25 protein-coding genes are annotated in these 24,897 nt (G+C 73.0%); 19 read left to right on the top strand and 6 right to left on the bottom strand.

The genetic code is table 11. The features are described from left to right. The first annotated feature begins 72 nt into the window (after positions 1 to 72). A complete protein-coding gene (locus ACFWUY_RS08335; protein WP_384103617.1) occupies positions 73 to 1,299 on the top strand; it encodes an oxidoreductase in 1,227 nt (408 codons plus the stop codon). A gap of 46 nt (positions 1,300 to 1,345) precedes the next feature. Here the strand turns inward: ACFWUY_RS08335 and ACFWUY_RS08330 are convergent, their stop codons facing one another. Next, positions 1,346 to 1,645 (bottom strand): YciI family protein, encoded by a 300-nt coding sequence (locus ACFWUY_RS08330; protein WP_384103614.1) that lies wholly within the window; start codon positions 1,643 to 1,645, stop codon positions 1,346 to 1,348. Between the two features lie 233 nt (positions 1,646 to 1,878). Here ACFWUY_RS08330 and ACFWUY_RS08325 point away from each other — a divergent pair, with 233 nt between their 5' ends. From ACFWUY_RS08325 to ACFWUY_RS08305, 5 genes are all read left to right on the top strand, one after another. Further along, positions 1,879 to 2,574, top strand: coding sequence for an endonuclease V (locus tag ACFWUY_RS08325; protein WP_384103610.1), 696 nt, complete (start codon positions 1,879 to 1,881; stop codon positions 2,572 to 2,574). Between the two features lie 341 nt (positions 2,575 to 2,915). Beyond that, the gene (locus ACFWUY_RS08320; RefSeq protein ID WP_384103607.1) at positions 2,916 to 3,404 is read left to right on the top strand and encodes a hypothetical protein; all 489 of its coding nucleotides are present in this window, start codon (positions 2,916 to 2,918) and stop codon (positions 3,402 to 3,404) included. After that, positions 3,401 to 3,619 (top strand): hypothetical protein, encoded by a 219-nt coding sequence (locus ACFWUY_RS08315; RefSeq protein ID WP_384103604.1) that lies wholly within the window; start codon positions 3,401 to 3,403, stop codon positions 3,617 to 3,619. The genes ACFWUY_RS08320 and ACFWUY_RS08315 overlap by 4 nt, the downstream gene beginning before the upstream one ends. A gap of 89 nt (positions 3,620 to 3,708) precedes the next feature. Beyond that, positions 3,709 to 3,843: a morphogenic membrane protein MmpA gene (gene mmpA / locus ACFWUY_RS08310; protein ID WP_384103601.1), complete on the top strand. Its 135-nt coding sequence runs from the start codon at positions 3,709 to 3,711 to the stop codon at positions 3,841 to 3,843. Continuing rightward, a complete protein-coding gene (locus tag ACFWUY_RS08305; protein WP_384103597.1) occupies positions 3,840 to 4,226 on the top strand; it encodes a VOC family protein in 387 nt (128 codons plus the stop codon). The genes mmpA and ACFWUY_RS08305 overlap by 4 nt, the downstream gene beginning before the upstream one ends. A 21-nt stretch (positions 4,227 to 4,247) precedes the next feature. Here the strand turns inward: ACFWUY_RS08305 and ACFWUY_RS08300 are convergent, their stop codons facing one another. After that, positions 4,248 to 5,594, bottom strand: a complete 1,347-nt coding sequence (locus ACFWUY_RS08300) for a saccharopine dehydrogenase family protein (protein ID WP_384103594.1) — start codon at positions 5,592 to 5,594, stop codon at positions 4,248 to 4,250. Positions 5,595 to 5,799: 205 nt separating this feature from the next. On the opposite strand from ACFWUY_RS08300, the gene ACFWUY_RS08295 reads away from it, so the two are divergent. Genes ACFWUY_RS08295 through ACFWUY_RS08280 form a run of 4 tightly spaced genes read left to right on the top strand, consistent with a single transcriptional unit; the run spans position 5,800 to position 11,575 of the window. Next, entirely contained in the window at positions 5,800 to 6,957 is a 1,158-nt protein-coding gene (locus tag ACFWUY_RS08295; RefSeq protein WP_384103590.1) for a CaiB/BaiF CoA transferase family protein, read from the top strand. After that, positions 6,954 to 8,096 (top strand): acyl-CoA dehydrogenase family protein, encoded by a 1,143-nt coding sequence (locus ACFWUY_RS08290; protein WP_384103586.1) that lies wholly within the window; start codon positions 6,954 to 6,956, stop codon positions 8,094 to 8,096. Before ACFWUY_RS08295 ends, ACFWUY_RS08290 begins: the two co-directional genes overlap by 4 nt. A gap of 50 nt (positions 8,097 to 8,146) precedes the next feature. Then, positions 8,147 to 9,361 carry an acetyl-CoA C-acetyltransferase gene (locus ACFWUY_RS08285; RefSeq protein WP_384103583.1) on the top strand — a complete coding sequence of 405 codons (1,215 nt, stop codon included), beginning with the start codon at positions 8,147 to 8,149 and terminating at the stop codon, positions 9,359 to 9,361. 39 nt (positions 9,362 to 9,400) lie between these two features. Beyond that, entirely contained in the window at positions 9,401 to 11,575 is a 2,175-nt protein-coding gene (locus ACFWUY_RS08280; protein WP_384103578.1) for a 3-hydroxyacyl-CoA dehydrogenase NAD-binding domain-containing protein, read from the top strand. Here the strand turns inward: ACFWUY_RS08280 and ACFWUY_RS08275 are convergent. Both ACFWUY_RS08275 and ACFWUY_RS08270 read right to left on the bottom strand, forming a co-directional pair. Then, the gene (locus tag ACFWUY_RS08275) at positions 11,562 to 12,365 is read right to left on the bottom strand and encodes a MerR family transcriptional regulator (protein WP_384103575.1); all 804 of its coding nucleotides are present in this window, start codon (positions 12,363 to 12,365) and stop codon (positions 11,562 to 11,564) included. The two genes, ACFWUY_RS08280 and ACFWUY_RS08275, sit on opposite strands and share 14 nt — an antisense overlap. A gap of 157 nt (positions 12,366 to 12,522) precedes the next feature. Further along, positions 12,523 to 13,443 carry a LysR family transcriptional regulator gene (locus ACFWUY_RS08270; protein WP_384103572.1) on the bottom strand — a complete coding sequence of 307 codons (921 nt, stop codon included), beginning with the start codon at positions 13,441 to 13,443 and terminating at the stop codon, positions 12,523 to 12,525. Between the two features lie 49 nt (positions 13,444 to 13,492). Here ACFWUY_RS08270 and ACFWUY_RS08265 point away from each other — a divergent pair, with 49 nt between their 5' ends. The 5 genes from ACFWUY_RS08265 to ACFWUY_RS08245 all read left to right on the top strand — a co-directional run bounded on the left by ACFWUY_RS08265 (position 13,493) and on the right by ACFWUY_RS08245 (position 16,984). Next, positions 13,493 to 14,455 (top strand): nitrilase-related carbon-nitrogen hydrolase, encoded by a 963-nt coding sequence (locus ACFWUY_RS08265; RefSeq protein WP_384103567.1) that lies wholly within the window; start codon positions 13,493 to 13,495, stop codon positions 14,453 to 14,455. A gap of 40 nt (positions 14,456 to 14,495) precedes the next feature. Beyond that, positions 14,496 to 15,293, top strand: coding sequence for a thymidylate synthase (locus tag ACFWUY_RS08260; RefSeq protein WP_384103562.1), 798 nt, complete (start codon positions 14,496 to 14,498; stop codon positions 15,291 to 15,293). Then, positions 15,290 to 15,814 (top strand): dihydrofolate reductase, encoded by a 525-nt coding sequence (locus tag ACFWUY_RS08255; protein WP_384103557.1) that lies wholly within the window; start codon positions 15,290 to 15,292, stop codon positions 15,812 to 15,814. The genes ACFWUY_RS08260 and ACFWUY_RS08255 overlap by 4 nt, the downstream gene beginning before the upstream one ends. Positions 15,815 to 15,889: 75 nt before the next feature. After that, on the top strand, positions 15,890 to 16,372 hold the full coding sequence (locus tag ACFWUY_RS08250; protein WP_384103551.1) for a macro domain-containing protein: 483 nt from the start codon (positions 15,890 to 15,892) through the stop codon (positions 16,370 to 16,372). A 93-nt stretch (positions 16,373 to 16,465) separates the two neighbouring features. Continuing rightward, positions 16,466 to 16,984, top strand: a complete 519-nt coding sequence (locus ACFWUY_RS08245; protein WP_384103544.1) for a hypothetical protein — start codon at positions 16,466 to 16,468, stop codon at positions 16,982 to 16,984. Positions 16,985 to 17,006: 22 nt separating this feature from the next. Here the strand turns inward: ACFWUY_RS08245 and sph are convergent, their stop codons facing one another. Beyond that, the gene (sph, locus tag ACFWUY_RS08240) at positions 17,007 to 18,056 is read right to left on the bottom strand and encodes a sphingomyelin phosphodiesterase (RefSeq protein WP_384103541.1); all 1,050 of its coding nucleotides are present in this window, start codon (positions 18,054 to 18,056) and stop codon (positions 17,007 to 17,009) included. 125 nt (positions 18,057 to 18,181) lie between these two features. Between sph and ACFWUY_RS08235 the strand changes: the two genes are divergently transcribed. Continuing rightward, on the top strand, positions 18,182 to 18,670 hold the full coding sequence (locus tag ACFWUY_RS08235; RefSeq protein ID WP_384103538.1) for a hypothetical protein: 489 nt from the start codon (positions 18,182 to 18,184) through the stop codon (positions 18,668 to 18,670). Positions 18,671 to 18,764: 94 nt separating this feature from the next. Beyond that, on the top strand, positions 18,765 to 19,673 hold the full coding sequence (locus ACFWUY_RS08230) for an oxygenase MpaB family protein (protein WP_384103536.1): 909 nt from the start codon (positions 18,765 to 18,767) through the stop codon (positions 19,671 to 19,673). Positions 19,674 to 19,697: 24 nt separating this feature from the next. On the opposite strand, the gene ACFWUY_RS08225 is transcribed toward ACFWUY_RS08230, so the two are convergent. Continuing rightward, the gene (locus tag ACFWUY_RS08225; protein ID WP_384103533.1) at positions 19,698 to 21,236 is read right to left on the bottom strand and encodes a M1 family metallopeptidase; all 1,539 of its coding nucleotides are present in this window, start codon (positions 21,234 to 21,236) and stop codon (positions 19,698 to 19,700) included. Positions 21,237 to 21,461: 225 nt separating this feature from the next. On the opposite strand from ACFWUY_RS08225, the gene ACFWUY_RS08220 reads away from it, so the two are divergent. After that, positions 21,462 to 23,504: a Xaa-Pro dipeptidyl-peptidase gene (locus ACFWUY_RS08220; protein WP_384103530.1), complete on the top strand. Its 2,043-nt coding sequence runs from the start codon at positions 21,462 to 21,464 to the stop codon at positions 23,502 to 23,504. Then, positions 23,501 to 24,808, top strand: coding sequence for a M14 family metallocarboxypeptidase (locus tag ACFWUY_RS08215; RefSeq protein ID WP_384103526.1), 1,308 nt, complete (start codon positions 23,501 to 23,503; stop codon positions 24,806 to 24,808). Before ACFWUY_RS08220 ends, ACFWUY_RS08215 begins: the two co-directional genes overlap by 4 nt. Positions 24,809 to 24,897: the final 89 nt, after the last annotated feature.

Raw genomic sequence — 24,897 nt, 5'->3', positions numbered from 1 at the left:
GAACGCCGTTGACGGGGACGCACCCTGGACGGGAGGCGGCCCGGGGCACTAGCTTCCGGCGCCATGACGTCCATGGGGATGACGAGACGAATGATGTCGGTGGGTCTGATCGGGGCGGCGCTGGCGCTGACCCTGACCGCCCCGGCGCGCGCCGGGGAGACCCCCGCGGCCGCGACCGACCGGCAGCCGGCACCGACGGGCACCGACCCGGCGGCCATCGCCCGGCACGAGGCCGGGACCGACATGGCGGCCCGGCACGAGCCGGCGACCGGCACGGCCGCGAGTGGCGGGCAGCCGGCACCGGTCGACCGGGCCGCGACCGGCTGGCGGCTGACACCGACCGGCACCGACGCCCGCTTCCGCGGCCTCGCGGCCGTCGACCGCCGCACCGCCTGGGCCGCGGGCTCCCGGGGCACGGTACTGCGCACCACTGACGGCGGCCGGAGCTGGCGAAACGTCTCGCCGCCCGGCGCGGCCGAGCTGGAGTTCCGCGACGTGGAGGCCTTCGACGCCCGCCGGGCCGTCGTCCTCGCCATCGGCGAGGGCGAGGCCTCGCGCGTCCTGCGCACCGAGGACGGCGGAGCCACCTGGACCGAGTCCTTCCGCAACACCGATCCGCGCGCCTTCTACGACTGCATGACGTTCTTCGACCGCCGGCACGGACTCGCCATGAGCGACCCGGTCGACGGGAAGTACCGCATCCTCTCCACCCGCGACGGCGGCCGCTCCTGGCACGTGCTGCCGAACGCCGGGATGCCGGACGCGCTCCCCGGCGAGGCGGGCTTCGCGGCGAGCGGCCAGTGCCTGGTGTCGGCCGGTCCCCGCGACGTGTGGCTCGCGACCGGCGGCGGCGCCACCGCGCGCGTGCTCCACTCCGCCGACCGGGGGCTGACCTGGACCGCCGCCGTCTCGCCCGTACCGGCGGGCGACCCGGCCCGCGGCGTCTTCGGGCTCGCCTTCCGCGACCGCGCGCACGGCATCGCCGTCGGCGGCGACTACCGCAAGGACCAGCCGTCCCCGCGGGCCGCCGCGGTCACCGGCGACGGCGGCCGCACCTGGCGCGCCTCGACCGCGCCGCCGCCCGCGTACCGCTCCGGCGTCGCCTGGCTCCCGCACGGCGGGAGCGCGGCGCTCGCCGTCGGCCCGACGGGCACGGACCTCACCACCGACGGCGGCCGCACCTGGCGCACGGTCGACACCGGCTCGTACGACACGGTGGACTGCACACCCGACGGCTCCTGCTGGGCCTCCGGCGAGAAGGGCCGGATCGCGGTGGCGGGCCCGGACCGCCGGCCCTGACCTCCGACGGAGGACAGGGCACAGCCGCCCAGGAGGGCGGGGCCGCCTAGGAGGGCAGCTGCTCCCGGTACGCGGCGAGGCCCTCGGCCGTCTTGGTCGGGTAGAACTCCGTGATCCGGTACGCGCACACGCCCTCGACGCTGAACGGGTCGGCCGCCGCGATCTTCTCGATCTCCGCGCGGTCGACCCCGGCGGCCAGGATCACCCCGCCGTCGCGCGGGTTCTTCCGCCCCGAGGCGATGAACACGCCGGCGGCGTACTGCGCGTCGAGCCACTCGATGTGCGCGTCGAGCAGTGCGTCGACCCGCTCGACGGGCGCGGTGTAGGTCAATTCCAGTACGAACATGATCGCCAGGCTACCCGGTGCCCTCCGGGCCGGGCCGGGACGTACCGGCCACCGGACAGCCGCTCTCCGGGACGGGACGGGACGGGACGTACCAGCGACCGGACCGCCGCTTGCCGGCCCGGCCCGGGACACGGCGGTCACCGGACCGCCCGCCCTCCGCGGCCCGGCCGCGCGTTTCTCCCGCACACGGGGCTGGGAGCCCGTCCACGGGCGACCGTAGGGTGGCCCGCATCATGACGATCATCGAGATTCCGGCGGGCTGGCCCGCCGACGAGGCCGCCGCCCGAGCCGTCCAGCAGGAGCTGCGCGGGCGACTCGTACGCGACGAGGAGGGGCCGGAGCCGGGCGAAGGACATGTCACGGGGCTCGACGTGGCCTACGACGACGAGCGCGACCTCGTCGCCGCGGCGGCCGTCGTCCTCGACGCACGGACCCTGGAGGTCGTGGAGGAGGCCGTGGCGGTCGGCCGGATCTCGTTCCCGTACGTTCCCGGTCTCCTCGCCTTCCGCGAGATCCCGACCGTCCTCGCCGCGCTCGGCGGCCTCACCGCCGACCCCGGCCTCCTCGTCTGCGACGGCTACGGCCTCGCCCACCCCCGCCGCTTCGGGCTCGCCAGCCACCTGGGGGTGCTCACCGGCCGGGCGTCCATCGGCGTCGCCAAGAACCCCTTCACCTTCACGTACGAGCAACCCGGCTCCGCGCGCGGCGACTCCGCCCCGCTCCTGGCCGGCGGCGAGGAGGTGGGGCGGGCCCTGCGCACCCGGACGGGGGTGAAGCCGGTGTTCGTCTCCGTCGGCCACCGGGTCTCCCTCGCCAACGCCTGCGCCCACACCCTCCGGCTCACCCCGCGCTACCGCATCCCCGAAACGACCCGTCACGCCGACTCCCTCTGCCGCCGCGCCCTGAAGGAGGCGCTCGGGGACGCCTGAGCACGAAGGTTCGCCGGGTACGGGGACCACCGTTGACCTCGACTTCGCTTCAGGTTCTGGCGTGACGTTTCGCGCGGCACCGGTGGCGGCCCTGGAGGGGCCGGACCACGGCGACCAAGGAGAGAGTGACGTCGATGAACACCGCTCGGAACGGACCGATGCCCAGCCGGCCGTGACCGTGATCGGCGCGGGCGAGATGAGCTTCGCCCTCGCGGCGCCTTCCTGCAGGGCGGGCACCCGACCACCGTGTGGAACCGTACGCCCGAGAAGGTCGATCCCCTGGTCGCCAGGGGGCCGAGCGGCCCGCGACCGTCCGCGGCGCCGTCGCCGCGAGTCCTCTCGTGGTCGTCAGCGTGAAGGGCAACGCGACGGCCCGCGCGGTGCTGGAATCGGCGGGCGACGCGCTGGCCGGCCGCTCCGTGCCCAACCTCACGGACGGGACGTCCGGGGACGCCAGGGCCGTGGCCGAGTGGGTCGGCGACCAGGGCGCGCGGTATCTCCACGGGCAGATCATGACGATCGCTCCGGGCATCGGAGGAGTGGAGACGGTGGTCTTCTACGGCGGTTCCGACGCCGTGTTCGCCCGCTTCGGCCCCACGCTGCGGCTCATCGGCGGCCGGGGAACGCCGATCTCGGCCGACGCCGGCGTCCCGGCCCTGTACGGAATGGCCGTGCACGGCACCATGTGGGGCGCGCTCAACGGATTCCTGCACGCGGCGGCCCTCCTGTCCAGCGAGGGCATCGGGGCGGAACGCTTCCCGGCCGACGCCGGTCCGTCCGTCGCCGCGCTTCTGGGATCCTTGCCGATGATCGCCGATGATCGCCGATGATCGCCGACGGGGTCGACCGCGGCGCGTCCGCGACGCCGTACGGAGCACTCCAGCACCACCTGCCCTCGGTCGAGGACCTGGTCCGCGAGAGCGGCGCGCGGAACATCGACGTCGAGTTCCCCGGCTACACCATCGGCCTCGTGAACAAGGCCCTGGAGGACGGCCACGCCGACGACAGCTACGCGCGTCTGGTCGAGTACTTCAGGAAGCGGTGAGCACGGGGTGGCCGACGCCGACCGCCGAACGACGAGCTGAGTACGTGTACGGATACCGGGCCGTGCCCCCGCCCGGAAGAGTGGTGCCCATGACGACACCGCTCTCCGCTCCGCCGCGTTCCGCCGGGCGCGGCCTGAACCTGGTTCTCGCCGGTGCCGGCCTTGTCGCCCTGGCCTGGGTCTGCGCCATGCTGTACGTCCTCGGCGTCTGGATCCTGGCGTGATCGGGCGGCTCCGATGCCTCGTCATCGACTGCCCGGACGCCGGGGAACTCGCCGAGTTCTACCGGCGGTTGGTCGGCGGCGAGGTGGTGAGCCCCGATCCCCGGTGGGCCGTCGGCGAGGGCTCCGCCGTGTTGCGCGGCGACGGCGGGCAGGCCCTCGTCTTCCAGGGCGTGGCCGACCACCGGCCGCCCGTCTGGGGTGCGCCGGAGCAGCAGTTCCACCTCGACGTGTGGGTCGACGACCTGGACGCGGCACACGAGGCCGTCCTCGCCCTCGGGGCCGTACCGCTCGGCGACGGAGGGCTCGACGCCGGGGGCGGTGACCCGGCCTGGCGCGTCTACGCCGACCCGGCCGGGCACCCGTTCCGCCTCGTACGGCTCTGATCCCTCCCGTGCCCCCGTCGCTCAGCCGCGGTGCGCCACCCGGAAGCGGATTCCCGCCGCCCGCAGCCGGGCGGTGAGCGCGTCGCCCATCGCCACCGCTGTCGTCACCTGGCCCGCCGTCTTCGGGAGCGGGTCGAAGGCGAGGCAGAGGGCCGACTCGGCGAGCATCTTCGCCGTCTCGTCGTATCCCGGATCGCCGCCCGACACCTCGGTGAAGACCCGGCGCCCACCGCCCTCGCCGACGAAGCGCACCGAGAACCAGCTGCGGGCGCGCCGCTCGGTCGACGGCCCTTGACCGGTCTGGTAACGCTCCATCAGCCAGTTCCGCACCGGCGGTAGTTGGGCCGCGGCGACACTCGCGCCGACCGCCGCGGCGCCCCCGAGTGCCATCGGGAGCGTCTTCACGGAGGCGTAGTGCCGGTAGCGGAAGTCCGGCCCGTACCGGTCGAGCGCCGCGGCCGAACGCGCCACCACCCGCGGGTCGAGCGTCGGCAGCGGCAGCGCCCAGGTCCCGGTCTCCGGGCTGAAGCGCGGTCCGCCCAGCGGAGCCCGCGCCCGGCGCCCCACCAATCGCGGTTCGTACAGGCGCCGTTCGCGTGCGGCCCGGAGGATCTCCCGGCCCCGGCCGAGCGCGGTCAGCGCGGACGCGAACGTACCCCCGGAGAAGGCCGCCCCGGCCCGGACGAAGCCGTCGACGCGGAGCGGTACGCCCTCCGGGAGCTGCTGGACGGTGAAGTGCACGCCCAGGTCGTGCGGGACGGAGTCGAACCCGCAGGCGTGCACGATCCGGGCGCCGGTCTCCCGGGCGCGCGCGTCGTGCCGTACGTACGTCAGGTCGACGAACTCGGCCTCGCCGGTGAGGTCCAGACAGTCGGTGCCGGCCTCCGCGCAGGCGGCGACGAGCCCGTCGCCGTACCAGACGTAGGGGCCGACGGTGGTCGCCACCACCCGGGTGGACTCGGCGAGTTCGCGCAGGGAGAGGGGGTCGGCGGCGTCGGCGACGACGAGCGGGAGGTCGGCGCAGTGCGGCCACCGGGCGGCGAGCCGCTCGCGCAGGGCGGCCAGCCCGGCACGGTTGCGGCCCGCGAGCGCCCAGCGGCACTCCGCGGGGGCGTGCTCGGCCAGGTAGGCGGCGGTGAGCTCGCCCACGAACCCGGTCGCGCCGAACAGGGCCACGTCGTACGGCCTGGCCCCGCGATCGGACCGGTCCGCGCCGGTCCCGAACTCCGGGGCCGCACCGGCCCCGGACCCCACGCGCGCCGGGGCGTCCGCTCCGGCCTCGGCATCCCTTCCGCCCCCGGCCTCGGAGGGCGCCCCGCCGCCCCTTCCGGCCCCGTCCTCGCGCCCCACGCCCGCCCCTGTCTCCATCCAGCCCCTCATTTCGGCCGTACCGCGCCGCCGCGCGCGGTTGTCGTCGTCGGCGGAGGATAGCGGGTCCCCGCCGGACCCCGGCCCCCGCCCCGGCGGACGTAATTTCCAAGCGCTTGCTCGGCCGGGGGGCTTGTGCCGAGTGGAACACGTTCCTAGCATCTCCGGTGTTACATCATTGGTGTCACACACGCCTGGGGGCTCGATGAGCACGACGCACACCGCCGGGAACGGCCCGCTCACCGGGGTACGCGTGGTCGAACTCGCCGGCATCGGCCCCGGTCCGTTCGCCGCGATGCTCCTGGCCGACCTCGGCGCCGACGTCGTCCGCGTCGACCGCCCCGGCGGTCCCGGCCTCGGCATCGACCCGGCCCGCGACCTCACCAACCGCAACAAGCGCTCGGTCCTCGTCGACCTCAAGGCCGACGACGGCCCGGCCACCGTCCTCGACCTGGTCGAGCGGGCCGACATCCTGATCGAGGGCTACCGGCCCGGCGTCGCCGAGCGCCTCGGCGTCGGCCCCGACGCCTGCCTGGCCCGCAACCCGCGCCTCGTCTACGGACGGATGACGGGATGGGGCCAGGACGGTCCGCTCGCCGCGACCGCGGGGCACGACATCGGCTACATCGCGATCACCGGCGCGCTCGGCATGATCGGCCCCGCCCCGGACGGCCCGCCCACCGTCCCCGCCAATCTCGTCGGCGACTACGCGGGCGGCTCCCTCTACCTCGTCATCGGCGTCCTCGCCGCCCTCCAGCACGCCCGCGCGCACGGCGAGGGCCAGGTCGTCGACGCCGCCATCGTCGACGGCACGGCGCACCTCACCACCATGATCCACGGCATGCTCGCGGCCGGCGGCTGGCAGGACCGGCGGGGCGTCAACCTCCTCGACGGCGGCTGCCCGTTCTACGGCGTGTACGAGACCTCCGACGGCGGCCACATGGCGGTCGGGGCCCTGGAGGAGCAGTTCTACGCGGAGTTCGTCCGGCTCCTCGGCGTCGAGGAGGCCGCCCCCGCCCGCCGTGACCTCACCCGCTGGCCCGAGCTGCGCGAGGCCGTCGCCGCCCGTTTCCGGAGCCGTACCCGTGAGGAGTGGACCGCCGTCTTCGACGGCAGCGACGCCTGCGTCGCGCCCGTCCTCTCCCTGCGCGAGGCCCCCGCCCATCCGCATCTCGCCGCCCGGGCCACCTTCACCGAGCGGGACGGGATCGCCCAGCCGGCCCCCGCCCCCCGCTTCTCCGTCACCCCCGGCACCCTGCGGACGGGCCCCGCCCTGCCCGGCGCCGACACCGAGGCCGTCGCCCGTGACTGGGCCGTACCCGCTCTAGAGAGCCAGAAGAAGACCCAGGAGACCGAAGCATGAAGCGTCAGCTCTACACCGCCGACCACGAGGCCTTCCGGTCCACCGTCCGCACCTTCCTGGAGAAGGAGGTGCTGCCCCACTACGAGCAGTGGGAGAAGGACGGCATCGTCTCCCGCGAGGTCTGGCTCGCGGCCGGACGGCAGGGGCTCCTCGGCCTCGCCGTCGACGAGGAGTACGGAGGCGGCGGCAACCCCGACTTCCGCTACGGCGCCGTCCTCGCCGAGGAGTTCACCCGGGCCGGCGCCCCCGGGCTCGCCATCGGCCTGCACAACGACATCATCGGCCCCTACCTGACCTCGCTCGGCACCGAGGAGCAGAAACGGCGCTGGCTGCCCGGATTCTGTTCCGGCGAGATCGTCACCGCCATCGCCATGACCGAGCCCGGCGCGGGCTCGGACCTCCAGGGCATCCGCACCACCGCGGAGGACCACGGCGACCACTGGATCCTCAACGGCTCCAAGACCTTCATCTCCAACGGCATCCTCGCCGACCTCGTGGTCGTCGTCGCCCGCACCACCCCCGAGGGCGGCGCGCACGGCCTCTCCCTCCTCGTCGTCGAGCGCGGTGCCGAGGGCTTCGAGCGCGGCCGGAACCTGGACAAGATCGGCCAGAAGTCCCAGGACACCGCCGAGCTGTTCTTCACGGACGTCCGGGTCCCCAAGGAGAACCTGCTCGGCGAGCTCAACGGCGCGTTCGTCCACCTCATGACGAACCTGGCCCAGGAACGCCTCGCCATCGCCGTCGCCGGCATCGCGGGCGCCGAGCACCTCCTGGAGATCACCACCCGGTACGTCAAGGAGCGGGAGGCCTTCGGCCGGCCCCTGGCCCGGCTCCAGCACATCCGCTTCGAGATCGCGGAGATGGCCACCGAGTGCGCCGTCACCCGCACCTTCGTCGACCGCTGCATCGCCGAGCACCACGAGGGGGGACTCGACGCCGTCCACGCCTCCATGGCCAAGTGGTGGGCGACCGAACTCCAGAAGCGGGTCGCCGACCGGTGCCTGCAACTGCACGGCGGATACGGCTACATGAGCGAATTCCCGGTCGCCCGCGCCTACACGGACGGCCGGATCCAGACCATTTACGGCGGTACCACCGAGATCATGAAGGAGATCATCGGCCGATCCCTCCTCGGCTGACCTCCCGCCGCTCCACGAACACCACCCTCACCCCTCGTGAAAGGCTTCCCGTGAGCACCGAAGCGTACGTGTACGACGCGATCCGCACCCCGCGCGGACGCGGCAAGGCCAACGGCTCCCTGCACGGCACCAAGCCCATCGACCTGGTCGTCGGCCTCATCCGGGAGATCCAGACCCGCAACCCCGGGCTCGACCCGGCCGCGATCGACGACATCGTCCTCGGCGTCGTCGGCCCGGTCGGCGACCAGGGCTCCGACATCGCCCGCATCGCGGCCATCGCCGCCGGACTCCCCGACACCGTCGCCGGCGTCCAGGAGAACCGCTTCTGCGCCTCCGGCCTCGAAGCGGTCAACATGGCCGCGATGAAGGTCCGCTCCGGCTGGGAGGACCTCGTCCTCGCCGGCGGCGTCGAGTCCATGTCCCGCGTGCCGATGGCCTCCGACGGCGGCGCCTGGTTCGCCGACCCGATGACGAACCTCGACACCAACTTCGTGCCGCAGGGCATCGGCGCCGACCTCATCGCCACCATCGAGGGCTTCACCCGCCGCGACGTCGACGAGTACGCCGCCCTCTCCCAGGAGCGCGCCGCCGCCGCCGTCAAGGACGGCCGCTTCGCCCGCTCGATCGTGCCCGTCAAGGACCGCGCGGGCCTCACCGTCCTCGACCACGACGAGCACCTGCGCCCCGGCACCACCGCCGACTCCCTCGCCCGGCTCAAGCCCTCCTTCGCCGACATCGGCGAACTCGGCGGCTTCGACGCGGTCGCGCTGCAGAAGTACCACTGGGTCGAGGAGATCGACCACGTCCACCACGCCGGAAACTCCTCGGGCATCGTCGACGGCGCCTCCCTCGTCGCCATCGGCTCCAAGGAGGCCGGCGAGCGGAACGGGCTGGCCCCGCGCGCCCGGATCGTCTCGGCCGCCGTCTCCGGCTCCGAGCCGACGATCATGCTCACCGGCCCCGCCCCGGCGACCCGCAAGGCGCTCGCCAAGGCCGGCCTCACCATCGACGACATCGACCTGATCGAGATCAACGAGGCCTTCGCGGCCGTCGTCCTGCGCTTCGTGAAGGACATGGGGATCTCCCTGGACAAGGTCAACGTCAACGGCGGAGCCATCGCGCTCGGCCACCCGCTCGGCGCCACCGGCGCGATGATCCTGGGCACCCTCGTCGACGAGCTGGAGCGGCAGGACAAGCGCTACGGCCTGGCCACCCTCTGCGTGGGCGGCGGCATGGGCATCGCCACCGTCGTCGAGCGCGTCTGACCGTCCCGTCCGAACCCCTCAAACGGAGAAGCATCAGTCATGAGCGAGCGCACCACCATCCGCTGGGAGCAGGACGCGACCGGGATCGTCACCCTCGTCCTGGACGACCCCGACCAGTCCGCCAACACCATGAACCAGGCCTTCCGGGCCTCCATCACCGCCGTGGCCGACCGCCTGGAGGCCGAGAAGGACTCCGTCCGCGGCGTCATCTACACCTCCGCCAAGAAGACCTTCTTCGCCGGCGGCGACCTCAAGGACATGGTCAAGGCGGGCCCCGAGCACGCCGAGTCCATCTTCGACGCCGCCATGGAGATGAAGAAGGCGCTGCGCCGCATCGAGACCCTCGGCAAGCCGGTCGTCGCCGCGATCAACGGCGCCGCGCTCGGCGGCGGTTACGAGATCGCGCTCGCCTCCCACCACCGCGTCGCGCTCGACGCGCCCGGCTCCAAGATCGGCCTGCCCGAGGTCACCCTCGGGCTGCTGCCGGGCGGCGGCGGCATCGCCCGTACCGTACGCCTCATGGGCATCACCGACGCCCTGCTCAAGGTGCTGCTCCAGGGCACCCAGTACACCCCGAAGCGAGCCCTGGACAACGGCCTCGTCCACGAGGTGGCCGCCACCCCCGAGGAGATGATGGACAAGGCCATCGCCTTCATCGACGCGCACCCCGAGTCCCGCCAGCCCTGGGACACGCCCGGCCACAAGATCCCGGGCGGAACCCCGTCGAACCCCAGGTTCGCCGCCAACCTGCCGGCCTTCCCGGCCAACCTGCGCAAGCAGCTCAACGGCGCGCCCTACCCGGCGCCGCGCGCCATCATGGCCGCCGCCGTCGAGGGCTCCCAGGTCGACTTCGAGACCGCGGCCACCATCGAGTCCCGCTACTTCACCGAGCTGGTCGTCGGCCGGACGGCGAAGAACATGATCCAGGCGTTCTTCTTCGACCTCCAGGCCGTCAACTCCGGTGCCAGCCGCCCCAAGGGCATCGACGCCCGCCCGGTCCGCAAGGTCGCCGTCCTCGGCGCCGGCATGATGGGCGCCGGCATCGCGTACTCCTGTGCCCGCGCCGGCATCGAGGTCGTCCTCAAGGACGTCTCCGCGGAGTCCGCCGCCAAGGGCAAGGCCTACTCCGAGGCGCTCTGCGCCAAGGCCGTCTCCCGTGGCCGCACCACCCAGGCGAAGGCCGACGCGCTCCTGGCCCGCATCACCCCGACCTCCGAGGTCCGGGACCTGGCGGGCTGCGACGCCGTCATCGAGGCGGTCTTCGAGGACACCGCCCTCAAGCACAAGGTCTTCCAGGAGATCCAGGCCGTCGTCGAACCCGACGCGCTGCTCTGCTCCAACACCTCCACCCTGCCGATCTCCGTCCTCGCCGAGGGCGTGGAGCGCCAGGCCGACTTCATCGGCCTGCACTTCTTCTCGCCCGTCGACAAGATGCCGCTCGTCGAGATCATCAAGGGCGAGCGGACCGGCGACGAGGCCCTGGCCCGCGCGTTCGACCTGGTCCGGCAGATCAACAAGACGCCGATCGTCGTCAACGACTCGCGCGGCTTCTTCACCTCGCGGGTCATCGGCCACTTCATCAACGAGGGCGTCGCCATGCTCGGCGAGGGCATCGAGCCCGCCTCGATCGAGCAGGCCGCCGCCCAGGCCGGCTACCCCGCCAAGGTCCTCTCCCTGATGGACGAACTGACCCTCACCCTGCCCCGCAAGATCCGCAACGAGACGAAGCGCGCGGTCGAGGAGGCGGGCGGCACCTGGGTCACGCACCCGGGCGAGGCCGTGATCGACCGCATGGTCGACGAGTTCGGCCGCCCCGGCCGCAGCGGCGGCGCGGGCTTCTACGAGTACGGCGAGGACGGCAAGCGCGGCAAGCTGTGGCCGGGCCTGCGCGAGCACTTCACCAAGCCGGGATACGAGATCCCCTTCCGCGACATGCAGGAGCGGATGCTCTTCGCCGAGGCCCTGGACACCGTCCGGCTCCTGGAGGAAGGCGTCCTGACCTCGGTCGCCGACGCCAACATCGGCTCCATCATGGGCATCGGCTTCCCGGCCTGGACCGGCGGCGTCCTCCAGTACGTCAACGGTTACGAGGGCGGTGTCGCCGGCTTCACGGCCCGCGCGCGCGAGCTGGCGGAGACGTACGGCGAGCGGTTCGCCCCGCCCGCCCTCCTGGTGGCGAAGGCCGAGCGCGGCGAGGTGTTCAGCGACTCCTGAACGCGGTCCGCAACTCCTCGCTCAATGAGCGCTGGAAGGCCGTGACGAGGGCCTGGACCACGATCGGCTGCATATGGGCCGAGAGCGACCGCATGGCGCTCAGGTGGTCCGGGTCCTCCCCGCTCTCCCGGTACGGGCTCCACACCCGCTCCTGGAACAGCCGGGACAGCTCCTGGGCGGCCAGGCGCGCGTGCTCCAGGAGCACGGTCCGGGAGGCGAGGATCGTCTCGTGCTCGATCGGCACGTCGAGCAGCTCCACGCCGAGCCGCAGCAGCGCGCCGTCGAGCCGGAAGGTGTCGGCGTCGTCGGTCCGGTCGAGGACGCCCATCGCGGCCAGCCGGTCGACGTCCCGCTCCGTGAGCGCCCGCCCGGCGCGCCGTTCCAGGTCGCGCCGGGTGATGGCCTCGGCGGACTCCGGGGCCCAGGAGGCCACGAGGGCCCGGTGGATGGCGAGGTCCTGGGCGCTGAGGTCGGGCGGCAGCTGCTCCACGTACCGTTCGATCGCCGCGAGGGTCATGCCCTGCCGCTGGAGCTCCTCGATGAGCGCGAGCCGCGACAGATGCCCCGGGCCGTAGTGCCCGACCCGGCGCGGCCCGATGACGGGCGGCGGGAGCAGTCCCCGGGTCCCGTAGAACCGCACGGTCCGCACGGTGACCCCGGCCCGCGCGGCGAGCTCGTCGACGGTATAACTCGGCAGGTCGTCACCGGGAGCCTGCTCGCCCGGCACGTCCTCACGGGGCACGCGCCCACCCGGCACGTCGTCGCCCCGCACGCCATCAGGCTCCGGCACGTGCTCACCCCGCGCGTCCGTCCCGCCCCCGCCGCTCCCGACGTCCATCCGAGGTGCCCTCACTTCCCCTGCCGGTCGACCCGCCGGTCCGGGTCGCTTGAACAGTATTGCTGTCTCACCATCGGTGTAAAAGAGCACCGGCCCGGTCGGCCCCGCTTCAGCGCTCCGCGCGCGCCGTGTCGTCGACGAGCCCGCGGAGCCACACGTGGGCGGGGTCGTCGGTGAGGCTTCCGTGCCAGATCGCGCTGACGGTGTACGTGGGCATCGCCAGCGGCGGCTCGGCGGCGGTCAGGCCCAGCAGGCCGGCGTAGACGGTGGCCGCGTGGGTGGGGACGGTCGCCAGGGCGGGCAGGGCCGCGAGCTGGAGGGCGGCCCCGGCGAAGTGGGTGGTCGAGGCGATCACCCGGCGGTCGAGCCCGCGTGCCTCCAGGACGTCGTCGACCACGCCGCGCCGGCCGTCGTAGGAGATCAGCAGATGCGGATGGGCCAGGAAGTCGTCGAGGGAGAGGGGAACCCGGAGCGGCAGGAGACGGGCGTCGAACAGACACGTGTAGCCGGAGGTGAACAGGTCCTGGCGGCGGTGGTCGGCGCGGTGCGCCGGGGCGGCGGCCACGCCGAGGTCGACCTCGCCCCGGTCGATCATGTCGGCGACGGTGTTGCGGCTGGCCTGCCGTACGGCGAGCCGGACGCCGGGCAGCCCGGCCGTGGCGTTCAGCAGGCGCGGCATCAGCGCCGCCTCCAGGTCGTCGGACATGCCGAGGGTGAAGGCGCGCCGGGCGGTGACCGGGTCGAAGCGGTCCCGGTCGGTCACCGCTCCGTGGATGAGCCCGAGCGCGGGCTCGATGCGGCGGGCCAGCGCCACGGCGCGCGGCGTGGGCTCGACGCCGGCGCGGGTACGGGTGAACAGCTCGTCGTCGAAGAGTCCGCGCAGGCGGCCGAGGGCGGCGCTGGTGGCGCCCTGGCTCAGATGCAGGGCGGCGGCGGCCCTGGTGACGCTGCGCTCGCGCATCAGGGCGGCGAAGACGACCAACAGGTTGAGGTCGGCCTTCCGGAATTCGGTTTCATAGATGTCGATCATCGTGAGAATCAGTTTGCCGGATGGGGGTCGAGGTTCCTAGCGTCGACGCATGACTGCGACTCCTGCCGGCGCTCCCGCCCGGCCCCACCGCCGTACCGTCACCGCCGCCGTCGTCCAGGCGGCCGCCCCGCTGTTCGACACCCCGGCCGCGGTGGCCCGGGCCGAAGAGCTCATCCGCGAGGCCGCGGCCCGGGGGGCCGGGGTCGTCGTCCTTCCCGAGGCGTTCATCGGCGGCTACCCCAAGGGGCTCGACTTCGGCATCACGGTCGGCAGCCGCACCCCGGCCGGCCGGGAACTCTTCCGCCGCTACCACGCCGCCGCCATCGAGGTCCCGGGCCCCGAGGTCGAGACCCTGGCCACCGTCACACGGGAGCTCGGCGTCCACGCCGTCATCGGCGCGGTCGAGCGCCGGGGCGGCACGCTGTACTGCGTCGCCCTCTTCCTCGGCCCCGACGGCTACCTCGGTCTGCACCGCAAACTCATGCCCACCGCGGCCGAGCGGTACCTCTGGGGCCAGGGCGACGGATCCACCCTCCCCGTGATCGACACCGGCACCGCGCGCCTCGGCGCGGCCATCTGCTGGGAGAACTACATGCCGCTCCTGCGCACGGCGATGTACGCCAAGGGCGTGGACCTGTGGTGCGCGCCGACCGTCGACGACCGCGACGCCTGGCAGGCCACCATGCGCCACATCGCCCTCGAAGGCCGCTGCTTCGTCCTCGGCGCCGGCCAGTACCTGCGCCGCGACGCCCTGCCCGCCGACCTCCACCCGGTCCAGGGCGACGAGCCCGACACCGTACTGATCGGCGGCGGATCCGTCATCGTCTCCCCGCTGGGCGAGGTCCTCGCCGGGCCGCTGCGCGACGGCGAGGGCATCCTGACCGCCGAGCTGGACCTCGACGACCTCGCCCGCGCCCGCTTCGACCTCGACGCCACCGGCCACTACGCCCGTCCCGACGTCTTCGCCCTGCACGTCGACGAGACCCCGCGCACCACGGTCACCGGCGGCTGACGGTACGGCGCGCCCCTGGCCGGCAGTAAACTCCACCTCCGTGGCGGATACACAGTACGAAGACCTGTTGAAACTGGTGCTCACCTCCGGGACGGCCAAGGCCGACCGGACGGGAACGGGGACCCGGAGCGTCTTCGGACACCAGCTCCGCTACGACCTCTCGCAGGGGTTCCCGCTGGTCACCACCAAGAAGGTGCACCTCAAGTCCATCGTGTACGAGCTGCTGTGGTTCCTGCGCGGCGACTCCAACGTCGGCTGGCTGCGGGAGCACGGCGTCAGCATCTGGGACGAGTGGGCCGACGCGGACGGCGAGCTCGGCCCGGTCTACGGCGTGCAGTGGCGGTCCTGGCCCACCCCCGACGGCCGGCACATCGACCAGATCAGCCAGGTCCTCGACACCCTGCGCGAGGACCCGGACTCCCGCCGGATGATCGTCTCCGCCTGGAACGTCGCCGAACTGGACCGGATGGCGCTCGCCCCGTGCCACGCCTTCTTCCAGTTCTACGTCGCCGACGGCAAGCTCTCCTGCCAGCTGTACCAGCGCAGCGCGGACCTGTTCCTCGGCGTCCCGTTCAACATCGCCAGTTACGCCCTGCTCACCCACATGGTGGCGCAGCAGACGGGGCTCGAGCCGGGTGACTTCATCTGGACCGGCGGTGACTGCCACATCTACGACAACCACGTCGAGCAGGTCACCGAACAGCTCTCGCGGACCCCGTTCGACTTCCCCGAGCTGCGCCTCCACAAGGCCGACTCGATCTTCGACTACGCCTTCGCGGACGTGGAGGTCGTGGACTACCGGCACCACCCGGCCATCAAGGCCCCGGTCGCCGTATGAGCGGCGGCACGGACATCGGCACGGACATCGGACTGATCTGGGCGCAGACCCCGGACGGCGTGATCGGGGCGGGCAACGCGATCCCGTGGCGCCTGCCCGAGGACATGGCGCACTTCAAGGCCACCACCCTCGGCCACCCCGTGATCATGGGGCGCAGGACCTGGGACTCGCTGCCCGCGCGCTTCCGCCCGCTGTCCGGCAGGCGGAACATCGTGGTGACGCGTGACCCGCACTGGACGGCCGAGGGCGCGGAACGTGCCGGATCCATCGACGCGGCCCTGACGCTCACGGCCGACTCGCCGGAGCCGACCGGCACGGTCTGGGTGATCGGCGGCGGCGAGATCTACCGCGCGGCCCTGCCGTACGCCACGACGCTCTCGGTGACGGAGGTCGACGCCCCGGTGGCCGGCGACACCTACGCCCCGCCCCTCGACGCGTCCTGGCACCTCGCCGAGGACACCGACTGGCGCACCTCCACGACGACCCTCCGCTACCGCGTCCGCCGCTACACCCGCCCGTAGGCGCCGCGCCGTGGCCCCGTCGGCGAACCCGCCGCCGGGGCCGCGCTGTCAGTGGCGCCGCGTAGCGTGATCGACATGAGCGGCATCACGTACGTCAAGGGGGACGCCACCTCGCCGCAGGGGAAGGGCGTCAAGATCATCGCCCATGTCTGCAACGACCTCGGCGGTTGGGGCAAGGGCTTCGTCGTGGCGATCTCACATCGCTGGAGCGAGCCGGAGGCGGCCTACCGGCGGTGGCACCGCGAGCGGGCACGGAACGACTTCGGCCTCGGTGCCGCCCAGCTCGTCCAGGTCGAGCCGTACGTCTGGGTGGCCAATCTGGTGGGACAGCGGGGGATGCGCACAGGACGGAGCACCGGTGTGCCCGTGCGGTACGAGGCGATCGACGCGGCACTCGGGCTGCTCGCCGACAGGGCGGCCGAGCTGGGAGCATCCGTGCACATGCCGCGCATCGGTTGCGGGCTCGCCGGGGGTTCCTGGAAGCGGATCGAGCCCCTGGTCGTGCGCCGGCTCGTGGACCGGGGGATACCGGTCAGCGTGTACGACTTCGGTGCGTAAGGGGCGCGGAGCCGGGGTGTGCTCGGGGGTTCGGTGGGCGGGGGCTAGAGTCTGCGGCTGTTCGGACCGGGGGACTGGGAACAGGGGAGTCAGATGTACACGCAACTCAGGGAGACGGCCGACGAATTGGCCGGAATCCTGTGGCGGGAGCACACCGTCTACCGGGAGCGGGGCGGCGGGGTGGTGATCCGGGGCGAGCACGTGCGCCGCTGGATCAGTCTCGGTCCGACCGGGGGCAAGGACCAGGCGCTGTTGCGCGCGGGGCGGCTCCTCGACGGGGGGACCACCGCCCCGGCCAGGACCGAGGTGGTCGTGGACCTGACGGCCGGGACACCGGAGCTCGCGGCGGTCTGCCGCCGGCTGCTCGCCGACGTCGCCGCGGTCGCCGAGCCGGCTCCGGCCGCGTCGGGCCGGGCGGGTCGGACAGGACGGGCGGGTCGCGAGGGAGCGTCCGGGAAGCAGGGGAAGCCGGGGCGGGCGGCGCGTGCCGCCCGCCCCGGCCGGCCCCGTAAGGAGCGGCACACGAGTCTGGGTTCTCTCGTCGTGCTGCTCTGTGTCGCCGGAGTGTTCGGGGCCTGGCTCTACAGCCTCTTCGGCGGCCGGGGGTACTGACCCGAGCCCGCCGCGGGCCGGGTCAGAAGCCGGTGACCGGGTAGTGGTCGGAGAGGTTGGTGTACGTGTACCGCGTGCCCCAGCTGGAGACCGTCCACGGAGCGCTCTGCTCCAGGATCACGTGGTTGGTCCAGCCGGCGGGGCGGGCGTTCCCGGCCCGGAAGAGGACGTAGTCGAGGTCCTCGCGCGGGTCGTCCGGGTAGCGCTCGGAGGCGATCGAGTTCAGGTCGGTGTCGAAGGAGTACGGGTGGCCGGTGCGGGCGTCGGCCCCCGCCAGGCCCGCGTCGGCGAGCATCGTGCCGTACTCGGGCGTGTGCGAGTCGACGTTCATGTCGCCGGCGACGATCACCTGCTCGTTCACCGGGATGTTCTTGGCGTCGAGGAAGGCGTCCATCGCCTTGAACTGGCGGCTGCGCATCTGCGCCGCCTCACCCGCCGAGCAGCCCGGGTCGGTGGACTGCGCGTGGGTGCCGACGACGTGGACCCGGCTGCCGTTCACGTCCAGGACGGCGTACGCGAAGCCCTTGTTCGAGTACCAGTCGGCGCCGCAGGCGTCCTTGTAGACGTACTGCTCCTTGCGGACGATCGGCCACTTGCTGAGGATCGTCACGCCGCCGTCCTCGGGCGTGGTCGCGGAGTAGGCGCCCCCGGTGGCGTCCCAGCCGGTCCTGCTGCGGCCCATGACGGGCGTCTGGTGCGGGTACTGCGCGGCGGCGTTCGCCTTGAGCGCGTCCGAGGCGGAGTTGTCGAAGGCCTCCTGGAGGACGACGACGTCCTGCCCCTGGAAGAAGGAGGCGGCGGGGATCGCCTTGGCCCGGTGGTCCTGGCCCCAGTTCGGGTAGAGGGACTTGGAGAACAGGAACGCGTTGTACGTGAGCACCTTCAGCCGCGGGGCCTCGGCGGCGGTCGTGGAGGTGGCCGTCGTGGAGGCAGCGGTCGCGCCGGGCGCGGTCGCCGCCAGCGTGGCCACGGCGAGCGCGAGGGAAAGGGCGGCGCCGGGGGCGCGGCGGAGTGCGGCGAGCGACACGTGAACTCCCATGAGGGTGTGGGGGGTTGACCTGGCGCCGCACATACAATCAGCCGTGGTTACCTTCCGGTAGCCTTTGGGTGCCGGGAATCTTGCCGGGCCCGCACAAGCGCGCCAACTCTCCGGTCGTTGTCTGTTTTGTGGTGTTTTTGTCCAGGTAGAATGCGCGCATGACCCTCGCGAGCAACTCAACGATCTTCAAGATGGACCTCGGTCCGCTCAACCCCGTCTGGGCCGAGCTCCTCCTCGGCCTGGTGCTGTTCGGACTCACCTTCCTCATCATGGCGAAGGGCATCCTGCCGAAGATCCGTCGCACCCTCGACGAGCGCGAGGACGCCATCGACGGCGGCACCGAGCGCGCCGACGACCTGCGCTCCGAGGCCACGCAGATCCGTGAGCAGTACGAGGCGGAGCTCGCCGAGGCCCGTCACGAGGCCGCCCGCATCCGCTCCAAGGCCGTCGAGGAGGGCTCGGTCGCCATCGCCGCCGCCCGCGCCGAGGGCAACGCCGAGCGGGACGCGATCCTCGCGGCCGGTGCCGAGAAGATCGCCGCCGAGCGCGCCGCCGCCGAGCGCGAGCTCAACGCGGACGTCGACGCCTGGGCCCACGCCCTCGCCGCCCGTATCGTCGGCGAGCCGGTCGGCGCCGACCGAGCCTGATCCGTACTCCTCGCAAGGGGCCGTCGCCGGGGTCGCAGACCCGGGTGACGGCCCCTTCGTCGTGGGTGGCAGCCTGGAGGGTGAGGAGAACCCCATGGAACGTGTGCATCCCGACCGCCCCTCCGATCCCGACCGCCTCGACCGCCTCGACCGCCCCTCCGATCCCGTGCCGCCGCCCGTCGGCGGAGTGCTGTGGAGCGTCGCGGGCGACATCCGGGCGCTCCTGATGCTGCCCGCCGCCCTCACGATGCAGGTCGCGCACCCGGCGATCGGCGCCGGGGTGGACGCGCACTCCGTCTTCCGGACCGACCCCTGGGGCCGGGGCGAGCGCTCCCTGCGCTCGCTCCAGCTGTGGATCTACGGCGGCGAGGACGCCGCACGGGAAGGGCGCCGCCTGCGGGAGCTGCACCGCACCATCCGGGGCACCGACGCCCACGGGCGCCGCTACCACGCACTCACCCCCGCCTACTACTCCTGGGTGCACGCGACCGGCTTCCCCGTCTACACCTGGGGTCTCCGCCTCCTCTCCCGCCCCCTCACCGAGGCGCAGGAGCGGCAGCTGTACACCGAGTGGCTCCAGGTCGGCCGGGTCCTCGGCATCCACGACCGCGACATGCCGCAGACGATCGAGGAGTTCTGGCCGTACTACCGGAAGGTCCTGGCGGAGGAGCTGGAGGCGACCGTCGTCGTCCGGGAGCTGCTCGACACCGACCAGCCGGTGCCGGCCCCCGACCGGGGTCCGCTGCCGCTCCGGCTCGCCCTCCGGCTGCTCTGGCCCGTCCTGCGCCGCCCGTTCCTGCGGCTGCGGGCCTTCCTCACCGTCGGCCTGATGCCGCCGGACGCCCGGGAGGCCATCGGGCTGGAGTGGACGGACGCGCAGGAGCGCGCCCTGCGCCGGTCCGCCCGGGTCGTCCGGGCCGTCGTTCCCGTCCTGCCGGAGCGGCTGCGCTATCTGCCGCTGGCCAGGAAGGCACGCCAGGCCGCCCGCCGCGCACCGCGCTGACGGACGGCCCGGTCTCCGTACCGGTCAGTGCGGGTGGTGCTCCCCGGTCTCGTGCCCGGTCTCGTGGATCGTGTTCGTCTCCGCGATCCTCTTCCACGACTTCGGCGCCACCGGCCGCTGCCGCGCCGTCGCCCGGGCGGCCGGAGCGGACAGGCCCGCCGCGGCCGCCGTCGACGCGGACGGCTTCGACGGCTGGTACAGCCAGGTGTCGAAGAGCTCGGCCAGCGGCTTGCCGGAGACCCGCTCCGCGTACCGGACGAAGTCGGAGACCCGCGCGTTGCCGTGGGCGAACTCCTGCGGCCAGCCCTTCAGGATCGCGAAGAAGTCCTCGTCGCCGATCTCGTTGCGCAGCGCCTGGAGCGCCAGCGCGCCCCGGTCGTAGACGGCGATGTGGAACTGGTTCTCCGGGCCCGGGTCACCCGGCTTCACCGTCCAGAACGGGTCCTCGGCCGTACGGATGGCGTACACGTGGTCCGCCAGCTCCTGCGCCGTGCCCTCGCCCTCCTTCTCCGACCACAGCCACTGGCTGTACCGGGCGAAGCCCTCGTTGACCCAGATGTCCTTCCAGTCGCGGACGGACACGCTGTCCCCGTACCACTGGTGGGCCAGCTCGTGGACGACCACCGACACGTTCGCGCCGTTGGCGAACTGCCGCGGGCTGTAGAACGGCCGGGTCTGCGTCTCCAGGGCGAAACCACTGGTCACGTTCGGCACGTACCCGCCGAGGGAGTTGAAGGGGTACGGCCCGAAGAGCGACTCCAGCCACTCCGCCACCTCGGTCGTGCGCTCGACGGAGGCGCGCGCCGCGCCGTCGTTGCCGCCGAGGTCCTTGCTGTACGCGTTGAGGACCGGCAGACCGTTCGCCGTCCTGTCCGTCGTGATGTCGAACCTGCCGACGGCGAGCGTGGCGAGATACGTCGCCTGCGGCTTGTCGGAGCGCCAGTTGAAGCGCGTCCAGCCCAGGCGCGAGGACTGGGACTGCAGCACGCCGTTGCTGATGGCCTGGTGGCCGTCCGGCACCGAGACCGAGACGTCGAAGGTGGCCTTGTCGAGCGGGTGGTCGTTGGACGGGAACCACCAGACGGCCGAATCCGGCTCCTGGGCGGCGACTCCGCCGTCCGGGGTACGGGCCCAGGCCGACCAGCCGTCGATCTTCACCTCGGAGGGCTTGCCCGCGTAGCGGACGACGACCGAGATCGGCTTGTTCTTCTCCAGCGGGACGGCCGGGGTGACCTCCAGCTCGTGGGCGCCCGAGGTGGTGAACCTCGCGAGGCGGCCGTTGACCCGGACCTCACTGACCCTCAGGCCGAGGTCGAGGTTGAACCGGGACAGGTTCTGCTTCGTCGTGGCGAGGATCGTCGCCGTGCCTTCGAGCAGGTCGGTCGCGGGCTGGTACTTCAGCCGCAGGTCGTAGTGGGAGACGTCGTAGCCGCCGTTGCCACTGGTGGGGTAGTAGGAGTCGCCGATGCCCGGCGCCCCGGGCTCGAAGTCGGCCGCCGATGCCGGGATCGCCAGCAGCAGGGAGGCCGCGAGGGCGCTCGGAACGATGATTCTGCGGTGCACAGGTGCTCCCCAAGTCATAAGAAACGTAAGACGCACGGGTGGTCGTCGGTCCTTAGTCCGGACACTATTCAGCTACCCGACGCACCGTCACGTCCAGAGGACCCCCTGTCACACGATCGCCATTCGGCCGATACGAACACCTCCGTCCCGGGGATCACCCCGAATCACCCCTGATTCCCTGCGGCACTCTTTTGCACGGGAGTTGACCGGGGTACGTTCCCGCCCATGCCGATGCGAATGCGGAGAACCCGCGGAGCCCGACTGCCGTACGGAACCCTCGTGGCCGCGGCCACCGCCGCCCTGCTCGCGACCCTGGTCACGCCCGCGGGCGCGCAGCCGGAGCCCGCCACGCCCGTCGCGCGGGAAGGGTCCTCCGCGCCGTCCGTGCGGGAGTCCCGGCCCGTCCACTCCTACGCCGACGCCATTCGGGAGTCCGTCTGGGTCGACACCGGACTCGACGGCGACGGCGACGGGCGCGCGGACCGGGTCGCCGTCGACATCGTCCGCCCCGGGGAGACCGCCGCGGCCGGCCGGAAGATCCCGGTCATCATGGACGCCAGCCCGTACTACGCCTGTTGCGGACGCGGCAACGAGGGACAGCGGAAGACCTACGACGCCGACGGGAACCCCGTCCAGTTCCCGCTCTTCTACGACAACTTCTTCGTCCCCAGGGGCTACGCCTTCGCCGCCGTCGACCTCGCCGGCACCAACCGCTCCGACGGCTGCGACGACGTCGGCGGGCGCTCAGACGTCCAGTCGGCCAAGGCCGTCGTCGACTGGCTGAACGGCCGGGCCCGCGGTTACACCTCCCGTACGGGCGACACCCGGGCCCGCGCCACCACCTGGAGCACCGGGAACGTCGGCATGATCGGCAAGAGCTGGGACGGCACCGTCGCCAACGGCGTCGCCGCCACCGGCGTCGAAGGGCTGAAGACGATCGTCCCGATCGGCGCCATCTCCTCCTGGTACGACTACTTCCACTCCCAGGGCGCCCCTCTCTACAACGCCAACCCGAGCTGGCTCTCCGAGTACGTCAACAGCCCCGAGGCGCAGGCCCGCTGCGGCGCCGTCCAGGACCGCGTCGCCGCCGGCACTCCCTACAGCGGCGACTGGACCGCCGCCTGGACCGAGCGCGACCACGTGCCGGACGCGGGGAAGGTCAGGGCGAGCGTCTTCGTCGTGCACGGGCAGCAGGACCTCAACGTGCGGGCCGGCCAGTTCGGCCGGTGGTGGGACGCGCTCGCCGCCCACGGGGTGGAACGGAAGATCTGGCTCTCCCAGACCGGTCACGTCGACCCCTTCGACTTCCGGCGCGCCGACTGGGTCCGCACCCTGCACCGCTGGTTCGACCACTACCTCCTCGGCCACGACAACGGCATCGACCGCGAGCCGGTCGCCGACATCGAGCGCGCCCCGGACCACTGGACCACCGACCGGCACTGGCCGCCGCGCACCACAGGGACCACCACCCTGCGCCCCGCCCCCGGAGCCGCGGCGGGACCCGGCGTCCTCGGCCGCGCCCCCGCCGCCCCCGGCTCGGCCGCGACCTTCACCGACGACCCGGGCCTCGGCGAGCTCGACTGGGCGGCCCGAATCGACACCGCCACCCCCGAGAAGGCCGGCTTCGTCACCCGCCCCCTCTCCCGCGACCTGCGGATCTCCGGCTCCTCCCGGGTGACGGTCACCGCCACCCCGACCACCGCCACCGCGCACCTCTCCGCCGTCCTCGTCGACCTCGGACCGGACACGATCCGCGACTACGGCGCCCCCGGCGAGGGCATCACCACCCGCGCCGACCGCAGTTGCTGGGGCGCGAGCACCCCCGGCGACAGCGCCTGCTTCAAGGAGACCGAGGCCCGTACGGCAGCCGTCGGGTACACGGTCGTCAGCCGGGGCTGGGCCGATCTCGGCACCTGGGCCGACCCGGGCCGGGAACGCCCGCTGACCCCCGGCAGGGCGTACACGATGACCCTCGACCTCGCCGCCACCGACCACGTCGTCCCGGCAGGACACCGGCTCGCGCTGATCGTCGGCGGCACCGACAAGGACCTGCTCGACCCTCCGTCGACCACCCCGACCCTGACCCTCGACCTCGCCCGCACCTGGGCGAAGGTGCCGCTGGTCGGCGGTGCCCCGGCCTTCGCCCGGGCCACGACGGGCCCCCACCCGGCCGTGCCCTCGCCCACCGCCGTACCGTCCCTGAGCGGCGCCGAACCGCCGGCCGCCGTCACGGGTCCGCGCCTCCCCGGAGCGGGAGCCGCCCGATGACACGGCCCACCCGTCACCGGAGTTCCCGGCGCGTCCTCGGCCTCGTGGCCGCCGCCGCCGCCCTCGCCCTGCCGCTCGTCACCGTTCCCGCAGAGGCGGCCGACAGCGCTCCCGCGCAACCGCTCCCGCGCACCGGATTCGAGACGAGCGGGGGCGCCCGGTGGACCACCGGGGCCGAGGAGCGGGACTTCCTCGCGGCCGTCGACCGGGCGAGCGAGCGGGTGTCGCTGCGTCGGATCGGCGCCACCGCGCAGGGCCGCCCGATCCAGCTCGCCACCCTCGGTACGGGCCGCACCACCGTGCTGCTCGTCTGCAGCCAGCACGGGGACGAGCCGGCCGGCCGCGAAGCCTGTCTGAGCACCGTGCGCGACCTCGCCCACGCCCATGACCCGGAGACCCGGCGCTTCCTCGCCCGTACGACCCTGCTCGTCGTTCCGACCGCCAACCCCGACGGGCGGGAGGCCGACACCCGGGGCAACGGCGACGGCGTCGACGTCAACCGCGACCACATCGCACTGCGGACCGCCGAGGCCCGGGCGGTCGCCGCCGTGATCCGCGACCGGCGCCCCGAACTCGTCTACGACCTGCACGAGTACGGGGCCACCCCCCGGTACTACGACAAGGACCTGCTCGCCCTCTGGCCGCGGAGCCTCGACGCCGATCCGCACGTCCACGACGAGTCCCGGACCCTCTCCGAGTCCTACGTCCGGCCCGCCGCCGGACTCGCCGGATACAGCAGCGGCATCTACGGGATCTGGACCGATCCCCTCACCGGGAAGCCGGTCAAGCAGGTCGCGGGCGACGGACAGGAGCGGATCCTGCGCAACACGGCCGGCATCAAGCACTCCGCCGGCCTGCTCGTCGAGACCCGGGTGGACGCGTTCGACGAGGCCGAGCAGAACGATCCGGCGCTCCACCACCGGCGCCGCGTCGCCACCCAACGCGCGGCCCTCGCGGGTGCCTTCGCCTACGTGGAGGAGCGGCGCGGGCCGCTCACGGCGGCCACCGCCGCGGCCCGGCACGCCGGATTCGCCGATCGGGGTCCGGTCTTCCTCGGCGGCGCCGACAACGACCCGCCGGAGCCCGGGGAGATCATCGCCGACCCGCCGTGCGGCTACCGGCTCGACGCCGCGCGGTACGCGGAGGTGGGCGACGAGCTCGCCCTGCACGGCGTCACCGTCCGGCCGGAGGGGGCGGGGGCGTTCGTCCCGCTGCGCCAGTCGCAGCGCGCGCTCGTCCCGCTGCTCCTGGACGGGCGGGCCACCTATCACCTCGTCAGTGGGAGTCCTGTGGAGGAGTGTTGACGGTCGTGTGCCGCGGGGCCGGCACGGCGGGATCTCCTGCTTTGCCGGTGTAAAGTTACCCGCTGGTACTGACCATGCCCGAACAGGTC

The sequence above is a fragment of the Streptomyces sp. NPDC058664 genome (genome assembly GCF_042716635.1).
In the GTDB taxonomy this organism is placed as follows: Bacteria; Actinomycetota; Actinomycetes; order Streptomycetales; family Streptomycetaceae; genus Streptomyces.
This window is presented reverse-complemented; position numbering and strand designations above follow the sequence as displayed.